This window comes from Rhodothermales bacterium, assembly GCA_017643395.1.
Lineage (GTDB): Bacteria > Bacteroidota > Rhodothermia > Rhodothermales > UBA10348 > JABDJZ01.
In genome coordinates, this window is sequence record JAEPNP010000001.1 from 473,804 (window position 1) to 492,977 (window position 19,174).

At 64.2% G+C, this 19,174-nt stretch carries 13 protein-coding genes; 4 read left to right on the top strand and 9 right to left on the bottom strand.

Features of this window, described 5'->3' with window-relative positions; genetic code table 11:
• Nucleotides 1-103: 103 nt before the first annotated feature.
• The 4 genes from JJ896_01955 to JJ896_01970 all read right to left on the bottom strand — a co-directional run bounded on the left by JJ896_01955 (nucleotide 104) and on the right by JJ896_01970 (nucleotide 6,571).
• Nucleotides 104-655, bottom strand: coding sequence for a DinB family protein (locus tag JJ896_01955; GenBank protein ID MBO6778392.1), 552 nt, complete (start codon nucleotides 653-655; stop codon nucleotides 104-106).
• A 115-nt stretch (nucleotides 656-770) separates the two neighbouring features.
• Nucleotides 771-3,224 (bottom strand): CehA/McbA family metallohydrolase, encoded by a 2,454-nt coding sequence (locus JJ896_01960; protein ID MBO6778393.1) that lies wholly within the window; start codon nucleotides 3,222-3,224, stop codon nucleotides 771-773.
• 784 nt (nucleotides 3,225-4,008) lie between these two features.
• Entirely contained in the window at nucleotides 4,009-4,848 is an 840-nt protein-coding gene (locus JJ896_01965; GenBank protein ID MBO6778394.1) for an RNA polymerase sigma factor RpoD/SigA, read from the bottom strand.
• A 175-nt stretch (nucleotides 4,849-5,023) separates the two neighbouring features.
• Nucleotides 5,024-6,571, bottom strand: a complete 1,548-nt coding sequence (locus JJ896_01970) for a GH3 auxin-responsive promoter family protein (GenBank protein ID MBO6778395.1) — start codon at nucleotides 6,569-6,571, stop codon at nucleotides 5,024-5,026.
• A gap of 109 nt (nucleotides 6,572-6,680) precedes the next feature.
• On the opposite strand from JJ896_01970, the gene folP reads away from it, so the two are divergent.
• From folP to JJ896_01985, 3 genes are read left to right on the top strand one after another with little or no spacing between them, the layout of a single operon-like run.
• Nucleotides 6,681-7,565 (top strand): dihydropteroate synthase, encoded by an 885-nt coding sequence (gene folP, locus JJ896_01975; GenBank protein ID MBO6778396.1) that lies wholly within the window; start codon nucleotides 6,681-6,683, stop codon nucleotides 7,563-7,565.
• A 37-nt stretch (nucleotides 7,566-7,602) separates the two neighbouring features.
• A complete protein-coding gene (locus JJ896_01980) occupies nucleotides 7,603-8,397 on the top strand; it encodes a TIGR00159 family protein (GenBank protein ID MBO6778397.1) in 795 nt (264 codons plus the stop codon).
• The gene (locus JJ896_01985) at nucleotides 8,390-9,052 is read left to right on the top strand and encodes a protein-L-isoaspartate(D-aspartate) O-methyltransferase (protein ID MBO6778398.1); all 663 of its coding nucleotides are present in this window, start codon (nucleotides 8,390-8,392) and stop codon (nucleotides 9,050-9,052) included. The genes JJ896_01980 and JJ896_01985 overlap by 8 nt, the downstream gene beginning before the upstream one ends.
• Before the next feature lie 10 nt (nucleotides 9,053-9,062).
• Here the strand turns inward: JJ896_01985 and JJ896_01990 are convergent, their stop codons facing one another.
• Genes JJ896_01990 through JJ896_02010 form a run of 5 tightly spaced genes read right to left on the bottom strand, consistent with a single transcriptional unit; the run spans nucleotide 9,063 to nucleotide 13,604 of the window.
• Entirely contained in the window at nucleotides 9,063-9,350 is a 288-nt protein-coding gene (locus tag JJ896_01990) for a EutN/CcmL family microcompartment protein (protein ID MBO6778399.1), read from the bottom strand.
• Between the two features lies 1 nt (nucleotide 9,351).
• Entirely contained in the window at nucleotides 9,352-9,618 is a 267-nt protein-coding gene (locus tag JJ896_01995) for a EutN/CcmL family microcompartment protein (GenBank protein ID MBO6778400.1), read from the bottom strand.
• 53 nt (nucleotides 9,619-9,671) lie between these two features.
• The gene (locus JJ896_02000) at nucleotides 9,672-11,051 is read right to left on the bottom strand and encodes an aspartate aminotransferase family protein (protein ID MBO6778401.1); all 1,380 of its coding nucleotides are present in this window, start codon (nucleotides 11,049-11,051) and stop codon (nucleotides 9,672-9,674) included.
• Entirely contained in the window at nucleotides 11,044-12,216 is a 1,173-nt protein-coding gene (locus tag JJ896_02005) for a phosphopentomutase (protein MBO6778402.1), read from the bottom strand. The genes JJ896_02000 and JJ896_02005 overlap by 8 nt, the downstream gene beginning before the upstream one ends.
• Complete coding sequence (locus JJ896_02010; protein ID MBO6778403.1) at nucleotides 12,213-13,604, bottom strand: hypothetical protein; 1,392 nt, start codon at nucleotides 13,602-13,604, stop codon at nucleotides 12,213-12,215. Before JJ896_02010 ends, JJ896_02005 begins: the two co-directional genes overlap by 4 nt.
• A gap of 515 nt (nucleotides 13,605-14,119) precedes the next feature.
• Between JJ896_02010 and JJ896_02015 the strand changes: the two genes are divergently transcribed.
• Nucleotides 14,120-18,919, top strand: coding sequence for a DUF11 domain-containing protein (locus JJ896_02015; protein MBO6778404.1), 4,800 nt, complete (start codon nucleotides 14,120-14,122; stop codon nucleotides 18,917-18,919).
• Nucleotides 18,920-19,174: the final 255 nt, after the last annotated feature.

The window sequence follows — 19,174 nt, forward strand, 5'->3', positions numbered from 1 at the left end:
TGGCCTCGGCGCGAGCCTCGGCATAGCGAGCTGTTGGGACAGACCGGTGACCGGCGCGCGAGTCCCAGGATGGCGAGCGGTTGGGGCGGACCGGTGACCGGCCTCAGACCACGGCAAGCGCCGTGCGCACACGATCCGCCTGGTTCAGATGTCGCTTCTCATGCTCGACCAGCACCAGGATGCAATCCCGGAGCGAATACGTCACGAACGGGGTAAGGGGTGATGGCACCGTCGTGCGGTCCAGGTCCTCGTCTGCACACTTCTCAAGATGCGCCGCAAGATCCGCGTTGGCCTGCAGAAGATCCTGGCTCAGATTCCGATCAAACTGCGACGCGGTTGGCGTGAAGAGGGTCGGTGCCTTGTTCTTTCCTGCGTAGTCCGGCGAGACCACCTTTAGCACCATGCGGCCCATGGCCTTCGGCAGGAGTGGAATACGGCTGGCCCATGAAAGACTCAATGTGCCGCGCTCGAGGTCCTCGAAGATGCTCTCGTAGCTCCGACTGGTCTGGATGAGGTGGTCAAAGCACTCGTTGATGCTCCACTTCCGGGGGCCCGGCTTCACGTTGCTCTGCTCTGGGGTCAGGTGCAGGAATTCCGCGCGGATGGTGGCATCCAACTCCCGTAGTTCTGCGATGCGGTCATCGATCCAACTCATGGCTTCCCGGGGTTTGGTGATGTAGGGCAGGCTCTGGCTCCCCTTACGTCAGGCCTGGCCAGAGATGCGTCACCGAAAGCGGAAATCGCATGGAGACGGTGATCGTCGCTCCGCATCAGCGCCGCAGACCCTCCAGAACACTCAATGCCTCCTCCACCCGGTTTCGGTAGGTCGCCTTCGCGTCCAGGGACAACCAGCGATCCCGGCGCTCGACTCGGCGCCAGATTTCTTCGATGGTCGCGGTCAGGAAAGCCGCGGATGCGAGCGCGGCCTCGTTGGGAGGAGCACCCTCAAAATAGACGGGTGTGGTCTGCGCAAAGGCGTAGGCATCCCCGGAGTACCTTGCAACGCCACCGCGGGCCCGCACTGCGACCCACCGGGCATGCGCAGTCCGGAGTCGATGCTCGAATGTGACATGCCGCGGGCCGGGAGGCACATCGAAGGCGTAGGCGACGGCCCCGTCTACGATCACCTCGATCACATCGACCGGGACAATGGTATCGAGCGCCACCTTGACAGTGACCTCCCGCCGGGGTGTGATGGCAGAGCCGGGCTCCTGTCCGTCTATTTCGACCGACAGCAGGGGGCCGTTTGTGGCGACGGTTCTGCCGGCGCGTACAGCCTCGATCCACGTGTGCCAGCCGAAGTCGCCGTCGATGCGCGCATACGTGCGCGCCGTGCCACCCGAGGGGTCCCTCCATACGTTGGAGAAGTTGTCCGTGCCTCCGGTTGCCGGCAGTCGAGCCCCGACGTTGAGCAGATGGTAGTACATCTGCGCGCTGGCCATCTCGTCCGAGGCGTAGGAGACCACATCGAAAAAGTCACCCCTGCCGAGCAAAACGTGAATCGGGATGTCCGACTGCGCAGCGCCGTCTGGCGAGTCGATGGAGCCGTTGTTGCGGGTGTACGGATGGACGAAGCCGCCGATGCCGCCCACAGCTCGCACGCTGTCCAGATAGGCGAGCTTCAACCCGTCCTCGGGATACGGAGAGCCGGCCGTACCGCCGATCAGCGGCATCATGAACTCAGACACGCCGAGCAGGGCGACGTGGCCGAATGAACCCCGAAACTCCTGGGCATACCGGAGAAGGTGAGTGCTGGTGGATGAGCCGTGGTCGGCTCCAGTCAGGTCCGCCCATCGCCCCATAATCTTCGTGCCGTCCATATGGATCAGGCTGTTGGCGACGCGCAGGTCATCGGCCTCGAACTGCTGGAAGAATTGCTCCTGCGTCAGGCCATAGCGCCCCTCGTGGAGGTCGTGCACATGGATGTCACCGGAGATCCATCCCTCTGAGGCGGGGTCGGCCAGTCGGGTGAGCCGCAGATCAACGTCCACGGACCCACCTGGCGGCACCACCACCGAGGTGATGTCTGGAATCCACTCGAACCCTCGCACGGCCTCAATGCGTGCGGTGCCGGCCGGTGCGGTGACCTCGAATTCGCCGGTCGAATGGAAGTAGTGGATTTCATTCACCGAACTGACCCGGTGGAAGGCCTGGTCCGGGACGTAGGCCCGCCCATCGGAAGCCACCATCTGGATCCGGGCCGGCAGCACGGTGTCGTCCGGCCCGAGTACGCGACCCCGAATGGTGCCTGTTTGATACTGGGGCTCCACGGAGACCGGAGCTACTTCGGTCCAGTTTGTATTGCCCTCACCCCATCGGGATGTGATGTACAGGGTTGAATGGCCATGCTGATTTCCCACGAATGCCACGAGCGAACCGTCGGGGCTTACAGCCGGTGCGAACTCGTCCAATGGTTGTGAGGTCAGGCGCACGCGATTCCCTCCGGTCGCGGGCACCGTGGCCAGATCGTAGGAGCCCGAGGCGTCCGAAGCGAAGACCAGCGAAGCCCCGTCAGGCGTCCACACAGGCGCGGGTCGGTAGCTGGTTTCCTCATAGTGGACCAGGGTTGGCTCTCCACCAGCCAAAGACCGGCGCCAGATCCCTCCACTACCCAGGCGGCCCCGGACACGCGAGATGTAGACCAACTCCGTTCCGTCCGGGGACACTCCCGGTTGAAACTGGTTGCCTCCGCCCCCGACTACCGTTGTGACCAGCCCTGTTTCCAGATTCACGGACATGATGTCGAAGTCCCAACCCGAGGCTGATGCAAAGACCAGGGTCGCGCCGTCCGGCGTCCAGTCCGGCTGCACGTCAATGGACCCGCCGTCGGTGGCCCGGGCAAACCCGGTGCCGTCCGCGTTGACGATGGCCAGGTCCATCTGCCCATCGAAGTCGACCGCCATGGCGATCCGTTGTCCGTCTGGACTCCACGCCGGCTCGAAGTGGTAGCCGGGGCCCTGGGTGACGGCGGTTGCGATCCCCGTTTCCAGGTCGTGCACCCAGATATCTCCGCGCATGGAGTAGGCGATCCGGGGTTGGGTTGGATGCCAGTCGGGGTCCAGCGGCGTGCTCGAGACCGCCGGGAGCATGTGCAGCTCCACGCGAGTCGGCAACCCGTACCGCGTTACCTGCGCTTCCACGGTTGACGCCAGAGCGCAACCGCACAGCGCCGCCATCAGCCAACGCGTCAATCCACCTCGATCCACCGCGGCACCTCCTCGCATTCCGGAGCGAAATGCTACCTCAGCGTAGGGCTCCGATCAAGCGCAGTGCCTGCCGGTCAGCGCGTGGCGGGTACAACGGCAGCAGCGCATGGCCGGCCGTCCGGGGTCGCGGGCGGGCCTGCACAATTTGCGGCGCCATCCCCGCCGGCCGGCGCGGTGCCCCAAGCGCATGCTTCCGCCGCTCACGGCCAAACATGGAATCCGAGCCCCCGAATCCACGTGCAGGGCCTTGCTCACCACCCTTGAGTGGAATACCAAGCCTGATTCCACCCGAGCCATCTCGCCACCCACGCAAACATGGAAAACACCCCGCGTTTTCCAGCCCGCCCCGTGTGAACGATACCCGACCCGTGCAAAGTGAGGCCTAAGTGCTGACCTGCACCGCCGCCGGCGCCACGCCGCAAAAAGCCGCCCCCGATCCGGGAGTGGATTTTTTCTCAGATCAAGGCGGACGAGGCGAGGCGACTGAGGCGTATGTCAATACGCCGCAGGGAGCCGAGTCCGAAGTCCAACGCCGAGCTGGGGAAAAAGCCGCCCCGATCCGGGAGTGGATTTTTTCTCAGATCAAGGCGGACGAGGCGAGGCGACTGAGGCGTATGTCAATACGCCGCAGGGAGCCGAGTCCGAAGTCCAACGCCGAGCTGGGAAAAAGCCGCCCCGATCCGGGAGTGGATTTTTTCTCAGATCAAGGCGGACGAGGCGAGGCGACTGAGGCGTATGTCAATACGCCGCAGGGAGCCGAGTCCGAAGTCCAACGCCGAGCTGGGGAAAAAGCCGCCCCGGATCAGCCGATGTGCATCTGGAGCTCCTCTCTCCGATGCTTCTGCCGAAGCTTACGCAGAGCCTTCTCCTTGATCTGCCTGACGCGCTCACGGGTCAGCCCGAACCGCTGGCCGATCTCTTCGAGCGTCAGCGGGTGCTCCCGACCGATCCCGAAGTACAGCCGCGTAATCTCGGCCTCGCGCGGGTGCAGGAGCGAAAGCGCACGCTCGATGTCGATCTTGAGCGACTCGTCCATGAGCAGCTCATCCGGCGAGGTGTCCTCGTCGTTGGGCAGCACGTCGAGCAGACTGTTGTCGTCGTCCTCGTTGAAGGGCGCGTCCATCGAAAGATGACGGCCGGTGTGCTGCATGGCCTCGCGGACCTTCTCGACGTCCACCTCGAGCTCCTTGGCCAGCTCCTCGATGTTCGGCTGACGCTCGTGCACCTGAGCCAGACGCGCGGAGGTCTTGCGAATCTTCGAAATCGTGCCGATCCGATTGAGCGGGAGACGCACGACGCGGCTCTGCTCGGCCAGGGCCTGAAGGATGGCCTGACGGATCCACCAGACGGCGTACGAGATGAACTTGAAGCCGCGGGTCTCATCGAAACGCTGGGCAGCCTTGATGAGGCCGTAGTTGCCCTCGTTGATGAGGTCGGCGAGCGTCAGTCCCTGACCCTGGTACTTCTTGGCAACCGATACCACGAAGCGAAGGTTGGCGCGCGTCAGCTTGTGAAGCGCATCCTGGTCGCCCTGCTTGATGCGGCGCGCCAGATCAACCTCTTCCTGCGGGGTCAGCAAGGGTATTTGACCAATCTCCTGGAGATACTGGTCGAGCATCCGTTGCTGTCGCGGGACGTACATATACCTTCTTCCTCGTAGCGGTTTTTTCTGGCAGCGGCCGTTGGGTGGGGATCGGTCGCGTTTGCGGCGACGCCCCTTCACTCGTTCACGGGTGGGTTGTTCCCGCCGATGAACTGGCGAACAGGCGCTTGTGGTGGGTTTACGGATTATTCAGAAACCCCTGATTCCTTGGCACTTATGAGGTCTGGCTGCCAATGGTTTCGAGGGTGTCCAGGATCCCGTCCGCATACGCGCGGTCTTCGCTCATGCGGGGAACCTTGGTCTGTGCACTCACCTTGCCCCGCGTGGTTTTTAGCCAGGACAGGAACGTGCCCGGAGCCAGGGCGACGATTTCAGGCGCATCAAACGCCCCGCATTCTCTCCGGATTACGTAGTGGCGGTTCACATCCTGTAAGTACGTATCAATTGCCGAGGCTAGCGCTCCCACATCGCCCGGCGGCTGATCAAACTCGATGAGCCATTGATGGCGTGGCGGGCGCGTGCCGTCGGGCGCCACCGGGGCGATGTGGTAGTCCCTGAATCGGGCACCGGAGCCCGCACATGCGCGCTCGAGAGCCTGCCGTGCCTCCCCGCCAAATACGGCCTCTCCGTACCGGTCCAGCATCTCACTCGTCCGTCCCGCCACCACAATACGATGGGGTTCGAGGCTGGTAAACTTGACCACGTCTCCCACCCCGTAGGACCACAACCCCGAACACGACGAAACATGGAGTCGATAGCGCACGCCCACCTCGACGTCCCGGATGGTGTAGCGCCGCGCGGTTTCCTCCTCCTCATCCATCCGAGTGAACTCAAAGAACACCCCGTTGTCGAGGTGGAGCAGCATATCCGTATCGCTGGCCTGGGTCTGAAAGGAAAAGACCCCTTCCGAAGCCCCGTACGACTCAATGAAGTCCACCTGATCGGAGCCAATTTGCTCCTGCATGAGCTCGAGGTATGAGGACAACGCCACTGCGCCGGAAAAGAACACCCTGAACTCCGGCCAGACTTCCTGCACCGTCGTCACCGACGCACCATGCTTTCTGTTGTAGGCCTCGATCAACATCGGGAAGAAGACCACCGCCCAGGACGGCACCATGGCCATCGACTTGATGTTCATGGAGAGTGTGCGGTCCACCATGGCCTTCAGCTTGTCCTCCCAACGCGGGAGAAACAGCACGCTCTGATCCACGGCCTGCAGGTAGCGCTTAACCCACCAGGGCCCGAACAGGTACATCAAGCCACTCATCTCCCCGACGAAAACGCCGGGGTTGTCGGGGTCCTCGTCGATGCGACCGGGCACCGAAAGCAGTTTGCCCGCGACGAACGACATGCTGCCTGAGGAGCGCGCGTAGTTCAGCGCCGTCGTCAGGGTAAACTGCCGGTTCAGATCCAGCATCTCCAGGCTCAAAGGGATGATCTTCCCGGCCGATGCGGTCCCGCTCGACACGGCGTAGTGCCGGGTCACACCGGGCCAAAGGACATCCGGCGCTCCCTGTCGCATGCGCGCAACTGCATCTCGAAACGGTTCATAGCCCCTGATGGGAGACCGGGCCTGAAACGCGCCGACCACGTCGTCCTCCGCCAGAGCCCCGCGGAAATCTAGCTTGCGACCCCACTCGGTATCGCGTGCCTTCTCCAACAGACGGCGCAGCAGGCGCTCCTGGGTACCCACCGGGTCTGCCTTGAACCGGTCGATGGTTCGCAGGTGCGGCAGTGCGCCGAGGGCATCAGTGAGCGGCATACTCGGCTGTGCGGAAACGCGGAATCTTGGAGGGGGATCTGAAACCGCCGTTTTCGCGACGGGTCTACGCCATATCTAACCGCTGCGGTGCAAAAAGATTCACCCCGCTGTGACGCACGACCCTTTCGTACTTGACCTGCGCGGTCACCTGCTGGACTGCAGCCCCGGGTGGGTGCATGTCATGGGGATCCTCAATGTGACCCCGGACTCCTTTTCTGATGGCGGTCTCTACCTCGATGTGGATGCCGCCGTGGAACGCGCGCGGACCATGGCCGATGAGGGCGCGCGGCTGATCGACATCGGGGGCGCTTCCTCCCGACCTCGCGGCAGGGTGTACGGCGAGGGGGCGCAGGTGCTGTCCCCGGAGGAAGAGGCCGCGCGCATCCTGCCCGTGATCCATGGCGTGTCGGAAGCTGTTCCGGATGTGCTCATCTCCGTCGACACCTTCCAGGGCGAGGTCGCCGCGCAGGCTCTCGAAGCCGGCGCGCACCTCATCAACGACATCACGGCCCTGCGCCACAGCCCGGAAATAGCGGGCCTCGTGGCTGAACGCAACGCCGGACTGGCGCTGATGCACTCTCTGGGTGAGGTCGGGGGCATGCCCCACTCGGCCAGGTATGGCGACGTCGTCCAGGAGGTCGCAGACTCACTGCTGGACGCGGCGATGCAAGCCGAAAGTGCCGGCGTTCGCGCCATCATGCTGGACCCGGGCTTCGGATTCGGCAAGAGCGTCGGCGACAACCTGCGCCTCATCGCCCATTGTGACCGGCTGGTCGCACTCGGCTACCCGGTGCTGCTGGGCGTCTCCCGCAAGAGTTCGATTGGCGCTGCACTCGGCTCCAGAGACAAGCCCGCCCCGATCGAGGAGCGACTGTTTGGCTCGTTGGGAGCGACGGCAGTCGGGGTGCTCCGAGGGGCCAGCATTGTGCGAACCCATGACGTGGCCGAGACGGCGCAAATGCTGCGGGTCCTCAGCGCCACCGCGGCCCCATGAGCCGTATCATCCCGCCAGTGCTCATCCGCCCGTCCACGTGACCATTTTCGACTGGGTCATACCGATCCGTGTCGTCGATCTCCTGGAGATCGCGCTCGTCGCGTGGATTCTGTACAGGCTGTACCAGTGGATGCGCGGCACCATCGCCGTGCAGATTTTTGCGGGCATTCTGGCTCTCTACCTCATCCAGGTGCTCGTGACGGCGGCGAACATGACCATGCTGCAAGCCCTGTTCGGGGCGCTGGGCGATGTGTTCGTGCTCGCCGTCATCATTCTCTTTCAGCCCGAAATCCGCCGTCTCCTCCTCCTGGTAGGCCAGAATCCGCTCGTGCGACGATTCATGTCCTCGCCGGCGCAGGAGGAGCGCATCTCATCGGTCGTCGATGCCGTCAGTGAGATGAGTTCACGCAAGATCGGCGCGCTCATCGCATTTGAGCGCACGGCCGGGCTGCGCAGTTATGTCGAGACCGGTGCCGAACTGCACGCGTACATCTCGCGCGACCTGTTGCTGACCATCTTCTACTCGCAGAACCCGCTGCACGACGGCGCAGTGATCGTGCGCAACGGACGCATTGAGGCCGCCCGATGCATCCTGCCGGTGTCTGCCAGCATGAATCTCGGCTCTGATTTGGGCCTGCGCCATCGGGCCGCGATCGGTCTGACCGAGCAGACGGACGCTGTGGTAGTCGTCGTGTCCGAGGAAACCGGTCGGGTGTCCGTGTCGGAGGAGGGGCGCCTGGAGCGCAACGTATCCACGGGCCGCCTTCGTGAGATCCTCGTGGAAGCCCTGTCGCCCCAACTCACCCCCACGAAGGAAGCCGCCAATGCCTGAACTCGATCCGAAGCGCCGCTTCCGAAGGCAGCGTCAGGCCCTGGTGGATCTGCTCCGCCAGAAGGGCATCCAGGACGAGCGGGTGCTCGCCGCCATGGGCGAGGTGCCCCGGCACCTGTTCATGGATCAGGCCCTTCAGCGGCGCGCCTACGAAGACGAGGCGCTGCCCATCGGCCTGTCCCAAACCATCTCCCAGCCCTTCACGGTGGCCTACCAGACCGAGCGGCTGGCTACCCGCCCCGGTGAGCGCATCCTGGAGATCGGCACCGGCAGTGGCTACCAGGCTGCCGTGCTGGCGACGCTCGGCGTCAGTCTGTTCAGCGTGGAACGGCTGCGGCCGCTGTTCGAACGCTCCCGGACCCTGCTGCGCGACCTGGGATATCGCGTCAACTGTCGACATGGTGACGGCACCAAAGGGTGGGAGACCGTGGCACCGTTCGACGGCATCATTGTTACGGCAGGCGCGATCGGCATCCCCCCCGCGCTGCTTGAACAGCTTCGGGAGCCGGAAGACGATCGCCCCGGAGGCCGACTCATCATTCCGGTCGGCGGATCCGGCGGCCAGGTCATGCAGCGCGTGGTGCGTAGGGGCGCCAACAACTACGAGCGCGAAGAATTTGACGGTTTCAGCTTCGTGCCGCTGATCCCCGACTGACTCCGGACCGTCAAGTAGCCGTCCAGGACGCGCCGCGGTTATCCACCCGGTCCACCACGCCTACGATGGTCGCATCGGTCGGTGTGAGGGCAGGCTTGAACGGAATGGTCGCCTCCGTGGAGGACACATAGATAACGTGGTCGCCGTCACCGGAGTCAACCGTATCCAGCGCAATCAGCGGTGCCCCCGCCTCCTCCCGATCAAAGGTCAGCGGCTGCACCACCAGGAGCCTGCGCCCCTCCAGTGTATCCACCTTTTGCGTGGCCCAGACCCGACCAATCACTTTGCCGAGGTTCATCTCAGTCCGCGTCCACGCGGTCCACAATGGCCGTGATCACGGCGTCGATGGGCTTGTTTCGGGTCAGCTCCGTCTGCCGGGCACTCGACCCCTGTGCAAACAGCACCGTCTCCCCGACGCCCGCACCCACCGAGTCCACGGCCACCACAAACTTGTCCTTCACGCCCCCGTCGAGCCCCAGCTCCTTCACGATCTGCAGCTTCATCCCCGTCAGCTGCTCATCCTTCCGGGTAGCCCAGACGGTCCCTACGACTTTCCCCAACGTCATGCCCTGTGGCGCTTGGTGCAACGTCGCACGATAGTCTCAGCGGCACGACAAACTCAACCGGCAACCACGCGCCGCACCGCCCGGATCGTTGCATCCACGTCCGCATCCGTCGTGCGGTAGTTGCAGACCGAAATGCGCATCGCCCGTACGCCCTTCCAGGTGGTGCCGCCGAACCACGCGGTGCCCTCTGCCTGAATGGCTGCAATCATTCGGTCCGTGTGCGCATCATGATCCCCGTGCACATCCAGGAAGCGCACCAGCCCCTGATTCATGCGCGCCGGCGCCACGACCTCCACGCCCTCAATGGCACCCAGCCCATCGACCAGATTCCGGGCATGTCGACAGCACTCGTCCACAATACGGGCGATGGCCTCCTGCCCCATGCACCGCAGCGCCACATAGGTGACAATCCCGCGGGCGCGCCGTGACCACTCGGGGTTGAAGCGCATGGGATCCCGCCCGGCTCCGTCGGCCTGCGGCAGGTACGTGGCGGTCATGGTCATCGCAGCCTGGTGGGCCTGCTCATCCCGGACGAATGAGAACCCCGTGTCGAACGGAAGCTGCAGCCATTTGTGACCGTCGGTCGCCCATGAGTCGGCCAGTTCGCATCCCGGCAGCGCATTGGCACCGTCGCTGCCGGCACGCATCCAGAGTCCGAACGCGCCGTCCACGTGCACCCAGGCACCTGCTGCGTGCGCCAGGGCGCAGGCTTCGGCAAACGGATCTGCCGCGCCTGTATTCAGATCCCCCGCCATCAGGCAAAGAATGGTCGGTGCGTCGGGCTCCTCATCCAGCACCCTGGCAAGATGACCCATATCCATGCGCCCTTGCGTGTCCAGATCGACCAGCCTCACGCAGTCGGAGCCAAGTCCGAGGAAGCGCAGGGCCCGGATCAGGGACTCATGTCGATGGGCTCCGGTGAGCACCCGGACCCGCGGAGCGGCGAACAGCCCATCACGCTCCACATCGACGCCCTTTCGGGCCAGCACGCGGTGGCGCGCTGCCGCAAGCGCCGTAAAGTGGGCCATCTGGCACCCGGTCACCATGGCGAAGCTGGCCTCCTCGGGCAGGCCAAGCAACTGCTTCAGCCAACGGCCCGCGATCTCTTCCGCGACCGCCGCCATGGGGGCGGTCTGGTAGATCGCCACGTTCTGATCGAACGCCGAGGTCAACCAGTCGGCGGCCAGGGCGGCCGGATGGGTACCACCGATGACCCAGCCGAAGAAGCGCGGACTCCCGGATCCGATGAGCCCACGCTCGGCGTCTCCCAGCAGCACCTCGAGGACGTCGGGGAACGCTTCTCCGTGCTCCGGCAGGTCCACCGAAAGCGCGTGTTTCAGCTCAGTGTGGGATGCCGTCGCCGCCACCGGGCGGTCCGAAAGGGCTTCGAGCCAGGCTTCGGCCCGGCGTGCGGCGTGTGCGAGCTCAGTCATCCAGCATGGAGACCCCCGGCCCGGGTTCAGGGTGCGCGAACCAGTCCAGCACGGTCGCGGCGTGGTCGTTGAAGGACGGCCGCGAGCCCATCGCCCGTGCCCGCGTGCCCCACAGCAGGACCGGCACGTACTCCCGCGTGTGATCCGTGCCGGGGTAGGTGGGGTCGTTGCCGTGATCGGCCGTCACAAAGAGACCCGCCCCGCTGGGCAGGGCCTGCGTGATGTGAGGCAGGGCCGCGTCGAACTCTTCGAGAGCCGCAGCAAAGCCCGCAGGATTGTTGCGATGCCCGAACTCCTGGTCGAAGTCGATCAGGTTGACCCAGATGAAGGTCGGCGCCCCGTCCCAGGCGTTCAGTCTGTTCAGGAGAGTGCGGATGCCGATGGGATTGCGCCCTGTCTTGTGCGTCTCGTCAAATCCCGCCCCGGCGAACAGATCGGCCACTTTGCCTATCGAGACCGTGCGCACGCCCAGGTCTTGCAACCGTGCCTGCACCGTGCCTTCGGGCGGCGGCATCGCATAATCCTTGCGCTGGTCGGACAGTCGTGTGAAGTCACCAGGCGTTCCGGTAAACGGCCTCGCAATCACGCGCCCCACCGCATGGTCTGCGATACAAACCTCCTCCCGAGACAGGGCGCACCAGGCATACAGCTGGTCCAGCGAAACCACGTCGGTGTGCGCCGCAATCTGAAAGACCGAGTCCGCCGACGTGTACACAATCGGTGAGCCGGTCTCCAGATGCTCCGCGCCCAGTCGGGCGATGATGTCTGTCCCCGAGGCCACCTCGTTGCCCAGCACCTGCGGGACGCCGGTTGCGCGGCGGAATCGATCCAGCAGGTTTTCCGGAAAGCCGTCGGGATAGGTCGGGAACGGCTTCTCCAGTCGCAGTCCCGCCAGCTCCCAATGACCCGTAGTGGAGTCCTTGCCGGCACTCTGCTCCTCCATGCGTGCCCAGGCCGCCTGAGGATTCGCGTCCGCGGGCATTCCGGGGAGAGGAGCGATGTTGCCCAGGCCGGCCGCCTGCAGATTCGGTAGCTGCGGGGCTGCCGCTTCCAGCACGTGCGCCAACGTGTTGGCACCCTCGTCGCCGTAGGCCGCCGCATCCGGCTGCCAGCCGATGCCTACGCCGTCCAGAACAATCGTGACAAACAGCCCCGGACGGCTCACTCGAGAATGACGCACTCGCCAGTCTCGTAGGACTCGCGCAGCGCCGCCGTCGCGTCGGCGCGGAGGGCATCCGGCGAGTCATGCCGCGGATCCAGCATCGCAACCCCGATACTGACCGCGCCACCCAGCGCCGAGCTGCTGCGAAAGTCCACGTGCAGGTCGGACGCCCACCGCACGATATCATCGACCGCACGGGTCTGCAGCACGCCGAACGTCAATTCGCCAAACCGCTCCACGCGGCCGTCACTGGTGGCCATGGCAAGCCGGGATGACAGGGCAGATTCGGACGATGAGACCTCCGCCTCATTCAGCCCCTCACCGCGATTCAGGTGCACCAGCGCAAGGGACAACGGCTGAGCCGAGTCCCGGGCAGCCTGCATCTCTTCCGCAATGATCTCTCGTCGAGGACGCAGATCTTCATCCACTTCCGATGACCGCTGCGTGGTTTCCGAAGCCGACTCACCGACCAGTGCCTGGATCAGGCGACCGAATTCGCGCAGCATGCGCTGGCTTTCTTCCGAGTCGAATGCATTGTCGGACATGGAATCGGCCACCAGCAGCCAGGATGCACCGCTCCCGGCCAGCGGCACGAAGGCCACCGTGTGAATGGCGATGGGCTCGTGGTAATACCCCAGGCGCCTGGCGTTGAACCCCTTCGGTCCCGTACAGGCGAACACCTGCGGCTGCAAGGTTGCCCTGGAGGTAGCCAGCGGCTTGGCGACCGTGAACCGGCCGCCGCTGCGTGCAAACGAGTTGCGGGAAACGATGGCCTCAAGACTGTACCCCAAAGGCGACTGCTCTTCCCGAAGCAACGCAATGGTCGTCGCGTCCACCGCGGCACGAAGCGCCCTGAAGGTTGAGAGTACGACTTCGCTTCTGGACTGGTCGGCGACGCCCTCGACCATGATGCGAGCGGTGCGAGCCCGCTTGCGAACCACGCCTACACGTGGTGCCGGTTCGGTCGGAGGGGGCGGAGCGACGGCAACGGGCTGGCTGCCGGCCGATTCAGCGGTGGCCTGGGTCTCGGCGTCCTTTGAATCGGAAGCAGCTCCATCGCCACCTCGCATCTCCGAGACCGGCGGAAGCACGGACACTTCGGCGGCTACCGAGGCGCCGTCCACGGCCGGACGCGCCGCATTGCCGGTGGCCTTCGGCCTGATCTCCATGATCCCCAGGGATTGCAGGTCCTCGGTAGGTCGGGAGACACCTGGCGCGGCTCTGGATCCGGCCACGGCAGTCCGGCGCAATCTCTTTCTCGTATCCAGTGTGAGAATCACGGCCGCCGCAACGAGCATGGCCGCAGATGCCAGATACAGCCAGGAGATACTCAACACAAAGGCCAACGCCATCGAGACGACGGCGAGGATGATGAAGAGGACGCGGATCATGCGCCGTGGCTGATGTGCGCTATTCGAGGCAGCTGGGTGTCCCGTATCAAGCCGCAAAGTACCCGTTTGTTGCAAGGCATGTCAACAATAACGGGTTTCGTTTCGAGACCGTTTTGAGACCGAATCGGACGTGAAATGTCTCTCAATGAAACGATTCAGCCTCATTTGCGGCCTTTTCCGGGCCTGGCACGGCAATTGAAAACCAGAATCCCGGACGGCGGCGCCTGACCCCGGTCTCCCTGAGTAGCCCTCACTGACTCCTCCACCCGGGCCTTCTCTTTCGGTGACCATCTGCCTGGCCGGCCGCGCCTGGACGGCGTATTTCTCTGTGTGTCACGAATCCCTTCCCGCCCCCGAGGCAGGAAGGGTTTCGTGTATGTATTTGATACACTTTATGACACACAATATCTAAGTGTATTTGTTTGCGACTGGCACGGTTGTTGGACACACGCAGGTGAGTCGATGTACACACCTATCGCGGTGGCCCGCCCCGACGGAGCCCCGCCCCAACAGACATGATCCAGCGCCGAACCGCCTTTGACGGATTCCGTGCCTTCCTTCTGGCCGCATTCCTGCTGCTGCCCGTGCTCGCGCCCAGCGCGCGTGCTGCCGGCAGTAGCGCCGTTTGCTACCTGGTCGCAGACAACGAAGGAGAAAACACGGACGCGCTCTCCAAGCTGATTGGTGCCGATGAGCACTTCATTGGTAAGACGCATACCACATATATAGAGGCCGTGGCCTTTCACCCGCAGACGGGTGTGCTGTACGCCGCGGACTCCGGACGCCTCGGATCTCTGGATCTGTCGACCGGCCTGTTCACAGGAATCGGTCACATCGGGAGCGGCAAGGGCGCGCTCGGTACGCAGCACTTCGGTGATGTGGACGGGCTCGCGTTTGATCCTCACTCGGGTGTGCTGTACGGATCCGTGCGCCGCCAGGCGGAGGATCTGCTGATCCAGATCGACCCCGCCACCGGCCGGGCCATCGAGGACGCATTCGGCCTCCACAAGACGTACATCGTCATCGAGCCCTTCGAAACCGATGCGTACATCCTGCTGGATGACGTGGACGATATCGCCGTAGACCCCAAGGACGGGACCCTGTTCGGCATCGTCAATGAGGACGGCACGATGAGCAGGCTGGTGGCCATCGACAAGAACACCGGTGCGCTCACCGACCTCACCGATCTCGACGTGGAGAACATCGAAGGTCTTGGCTTCTCCGCGGACGGCACGCTGCTTGGCGTTCGTGGCGACGGGGACGCCAAGGTCGTGGTCATTGACCAGACCACAGGCGCGACCAGCGTGCGCGCACATCTTGGTGTACGGGGCAACACCGACTACGAGTCCATCGCCTGCCTGACCGACTCGACCAACAAGATTTCGGGCACCGTCTTCGAGGACAAGGACAAGGACGGCGCTCGGGGGCACGGCGACCTCGGCTTCGCCGGTGCCACGGTCAAGCTCTACAAAGACGTCAACAACAACGGCAAGGTCGATCAGAACGACAAGCTGCTGGACACCGAGGTGACCGACCACAAAGGCGAGTATCTGTTCGAGATCTCTGCCCGGGGCGACTTCCTCATCGTCGTCGAGAAAGGCACGCTGCCGGCGCACGCCACGCTGACCACGACGGACCTGCATACCGCCTGGTTCGGGGGCTTCGGCGAACATGACTCGGACAACGACTTCGGCTTCACGGTCAAGCACATCTCCAAGGACCCCGCCCTTTGCTATGTGGTCGCCGACAACGACCATCGCAGCGGCAACTCGGCTGACGTGCTCTCGAAGCTGACGTCGCATGGGGCCGAGCAGGTCATCGGCAGTACCGGCACATTCGCACTGGAGGCCATCGCCTACCAGAAGAAGACGCACACGCTGTATGCAGCAGACGCCGGCCGCCTGGGCACACTGGACCTGAACACGGGTGCCTTCACTGCGATCGGCTCCTTCGGCTCCGGCAAGGGATCCCTGGGTACCGTGCAGTTTGATGACGTGGACGGACTCACATTCGATCCCTTCTCCGAGAAGCTCTTCGCTTCGGTGCGCCGCAACGGTGGACCTGACCTGCTGATCCAGGTCGACACCGCGACCGGCGAGGCCGTCGCAGATGCCTTCGGCCAGCACAAGGACTACGTGGAAGTCGGCACCATCGAGGTGCACGGCGTGGAACTCGATGACGTAGACGACATCGCCATCTCCACCTGGGACGGCAAGATGTACGGCATCCTGAATCTGTCCGGCATGAAGAGCCGCCTGGTGCTGATCGACAAGTGGGACGGCGCCGTCACCGACATCACGGATCTCGATCTGGAGAACGTGGAAGGCCTCGGGTTCTCGGTGGACGGGACGTTCCTGGGCGTGTCCGGCGATGACGGCCGCGAAGTCGTCGTGATCGACCCGGCTACCGGGGAGACCACCACCCGTGCCACGCTCGGCGCTGCCGGCAACAATGACTACGAGGCCATCGCCTGCCTGACCGACGCCGGCAATGAGATCTCGGGCACCGTCTTCCGCGACAAGAACGAGAACGGCATTCTGGACTACGGCGAGCCGGGCCAGAAGGACGTCACGGTGAAGCTCTATCGCGACAAGAACGGCAACGGCCAGGTGGATGCGCACGACCCGTTCGTAGCGTCCAGGCTGACGGCCGCCGACGGCACGTACACCTTCCACGTCTCGTCGCTGGGCGACTTCGTCCTGGAGACGGACCTGCGCACCTACCCGAACAATACGGAGCTGACGACGGACAACGTCGAGACCGCATCGTTCACGAACTTCGGCCAGACCGATACGGGCAACGACTTCGGTTTCACCGATGCGCAGCCGCGCCTCATTGACCTCGAGCTGACCAAAGAGGTGAATACCTCCAGCCCGAAGCTCGGCGACAGTGTGACGTTCGTCATCACGGTTGTCAACGCCGGGCCGGACAAGGCGACGGGCGTTGAGGTTCGCGACATCATCCCGTACGGCCTCGAGTTCGAGGGCGCCTGGGCCTCGCAGGGCGAGTACAAGTTCCTCCACGGCCTCTGGACCGTCGGGGAGTTGAAGGCCGGCGAGTCGGCATCGCTCGAAATCACGACGGCGGTGACGATCTCGAACACTATCGAGAACATTGCCCAGGTCTCGGCCGCCGACCAGGACGACGTGGATTCCACGCCGGACAACGGTGACCCGAACGAAGACGATCAGGACAATGCCCTGGTAACCGCGCGTGCAACGGCTGCCTTCACGCCGTCCGACTGCACGGACATGGGTACGATCACTGCGCTCGTCTACGACCCCGTCGGCGAGCAGCTGATTGCCGGTACCGAGACGGGCGGTGTGCACATCTCCAACGACAACGGCCAGAGCTGGCCGCCGTACCTGCAGACCGACAATCGCCTGCCGATCCGCGATATCCTGGTCTCGAAGACCGGGAGCTACTACGTCGCTACCGAGGGCGCGGGCGTGTTCGTGTCCGACTCGCAGGGTGAGAACTGGAACCAGATCGGTCCCAGTGGCGCCGACTTCTTCGACATCGACCTGTATGACTCCCGCATGCGTCTGTATGCGGCGGGCGATGGGTCCGTGCAGGTCTGGGAAGGCCTGAGCTGGAGTCGTGCCGGGGCCAACTCGAACCCGTTCGAGAACAAGAAAGTGACGGCCGTCGCCGTGGACGACGCCAGCGGACTGGTCTTCGCGGCCGCGCCGGGGCTGGGCATCTACGCCCTGGTAAATGGTTGGTGGAAGCCGATGGGCGCCGGGCTGCCGGTGGGCATCGTCAATACGCTGCACGCGGCTGACGGCCAGGTGTACGCCGGTACAAACACCGACGGTGTGTATCGTCTGGAGAACGGCATCTGGAATCGGTTCGGATACGGTCTGGACGGCCAGGCCATCGAGACCATTGCCACGGGTGCCGACGGCACGCTGCTGGCGGGCAGCCGCGAAAACGGAGCCTACTTCTACGACGAGTCCAAGGAGCTGTGGACCAACGCCGTCAACCTGCCGGTGCGCACGGTGTCTGCCGTGACCACGGCGCCGACGGGCGAGATCTTCGCCGGCACGCCGGGCTCGGGTGTCTACGCCTTCATCGACAGTGACTGGGACGGCCAGCTGGACCAGTGGCGCCACGTCGCGGCCCTGGTGGTGAACGCCGTCATCCAGGACATCGTAAAGACGGAGACCGGCGAGCTGTTCGCAGCCACCTACGGCTACGGCGTGCTCTACTCGAATGATGGCGGACAGTGCTGGACCCGCATGAACCGCGGGTTCGAGAACCTCTATACCTACGCCATCGAGCGGAATTCTGCAGGCACGCTGTTCGTCGGAATCTGGGCCGACGGAAAGGGTGGTGTCTGGCGCTCGGACGACAACGCCCGCAACTGGGAGTTCCTGGATCTGGGTGACCGGCAGGTGCTCTCGCTGGCCATCGATCCGAACGACGAAGACGTCATGTACGCCGGCGTCAATCTGGAGTGGAGCTCTGTGTATCGCTCCATGGATGGAGGCTATACCTGGACGCCGCTGAATTCGTTCGGTGATCCGGCATGGGCCATCCAGGTCGATCCGAATGATTCGAACCACGTGGTGGTCGGCACGGTTGGCCGCGGTGTGTGGGAGTCCTTTGATCGCGCCGAGAGCTTCTCTCAGATCGGCGGACACGGCAGTGCGCCTTCGGGCGCGTGGGACCTGCACTTCGGTCCCAAGCACGGCCCGTACGACGGCCAGCTGTTTGCGGCCACGCCCGAGGGCGTGTTCGTCAAGCAAGGCAACAAGTTTGAGCTGTTCGGAGACGGCAGCGAGGACTTTGATGTGCGCACACTGGCCTTCATGGGCGAGATCATCTTCGCCGGCACCTGGGGACAGGGCGTGCTTGCCTACAACCCGGGCACGGGCACGTGGGAAGACGCCGGCTTCGGTGCCCTGCCGGTGCTCGCCTTCGCTGTGATGGAGCAGAACCAGACGCTGATCATCGGTACGAGCGGCCAGGGGCTGTTCGTGGGCCACGGACTGGCGGCCTCCTCGGGTACGACCACCAATACCGAAACCGGCGATGTGGATGTGCCGACCGGATTCGATCTGGACGCTGCCTATCCGAACCCGTTCAACCCGCAGACCACAGTGCCCTTCAGCCTGTCGGAAGCCGCGCAGGTTCACCTGGCTGTGTACGACCTGCTGGGCCGCGAGGTCGCGGTCCTGGCGGACGGCATGATGACCGCCGGTCGCCACGCCGTGACCTTCCACGCGCACGGTATCCCGTCAGGTACCTACCTTGTGAGGATGCGCGCCGGTTCGCAGGTCGAAACTAATACGGTCACGCTTGTGAAATAACCCCTCGAGCTTCCGCGCGCCCACGGTCCGCTTCCCCTCACGGACCCGGCGCCGGATCCGCGGCCACCTGCCTCAGGGCGGGTGGCCGCTTTTTTTGTTTGGGACGGGCGGGACGAGGTGGCGCTGGCAGGGGACGGCGCCCTTTTGAGCCTGGAAGAACGGTCGATACCCGGGAACGGAAGCGGGCTGCCATGCCCGCACTCAGCGAGCCGTTCCAAGAAAGTTTTTCCGCCGATGTACGTCCCTGACGGGCCG

What these genes read in the sequence shown, in the direction of transcription:
- JJ896_02000 (MBO6778401.1), bottom strand. Translation starts at nt 11,051, where the DNA reads ATGACTGAGCTCGCACACGCCGCACGCCGGGCCGAAGCCTGGCTCGAA.
- JJ896_01990 (MBO6778399.1), bottom strand. Translation starts at nt 9,350, where the DNA reads ATGAACCTCGGCAAAGTGATTGGTCGGGTCTGGGCCACGCAAAAGGTG.
- JJ896_01995 (MBO6778400.1), bottom strand. Translation starts at nt 9,618, where the DNA reads ATGACGTTGGGGAAAGTCGTAGGGACCGTCTGGGCTACCCGGAAGGAT.
- JJ896_02015 (MBO6778404.1), top strand. Translation starts at nt 14,120, where the DNA reads ATGATCCAGCGCCGAACCGCCTTTGACGGATTCCGTGCCTTCCTTCTG.
- JJ896_02010 (MBO6778403.1), bottom strand. Translation starts at nt 13,604, where the DNA reads ATGATCCGCGTCCTCTTCATCATCCTCGCCGTCGTCTCGATGGCGTTG.
- JJ896_01955 (MBO6778392.1), bottom strand. Translation starts at nt 655, where the DNA reads ATGAGTTGGATCGATGACCGCATCGCAGAACTACGGGAGTTGGATGCC.
- JJ896_01965 (MBO6778394.1), bottom strand. Translation starts at nt 4,848, where the DNA reads ATGTACGTCCCGCGACAGCAACGGATGCTCGACCAGTATCTCCAGGAG.
- JJ896_01985 (MBO6778398.1), top strand. Translation starts at nt 8,390, where the DNA reads ATGCCTGAACTCGATCCGAAGCGCCGCTTCCGAAGGCAGCGTCAGGCC.
- JJ896_01970 (MBO6778395.1), bottom strand. Translation starts at nt 6,571, where the DNA reads ATGCCGCTCACTGATGCCCTCGGCGCACTGCCGCACCTGCGAACCATC.
- JJ896_01960 (MBO6778393.1), bottom strand. Translation starts at nt 3,224, where the DNA reads ATGCGAGGAGGTGCCGCGGTGGATCGAGGTGGATTGACGCGTTGGCTG.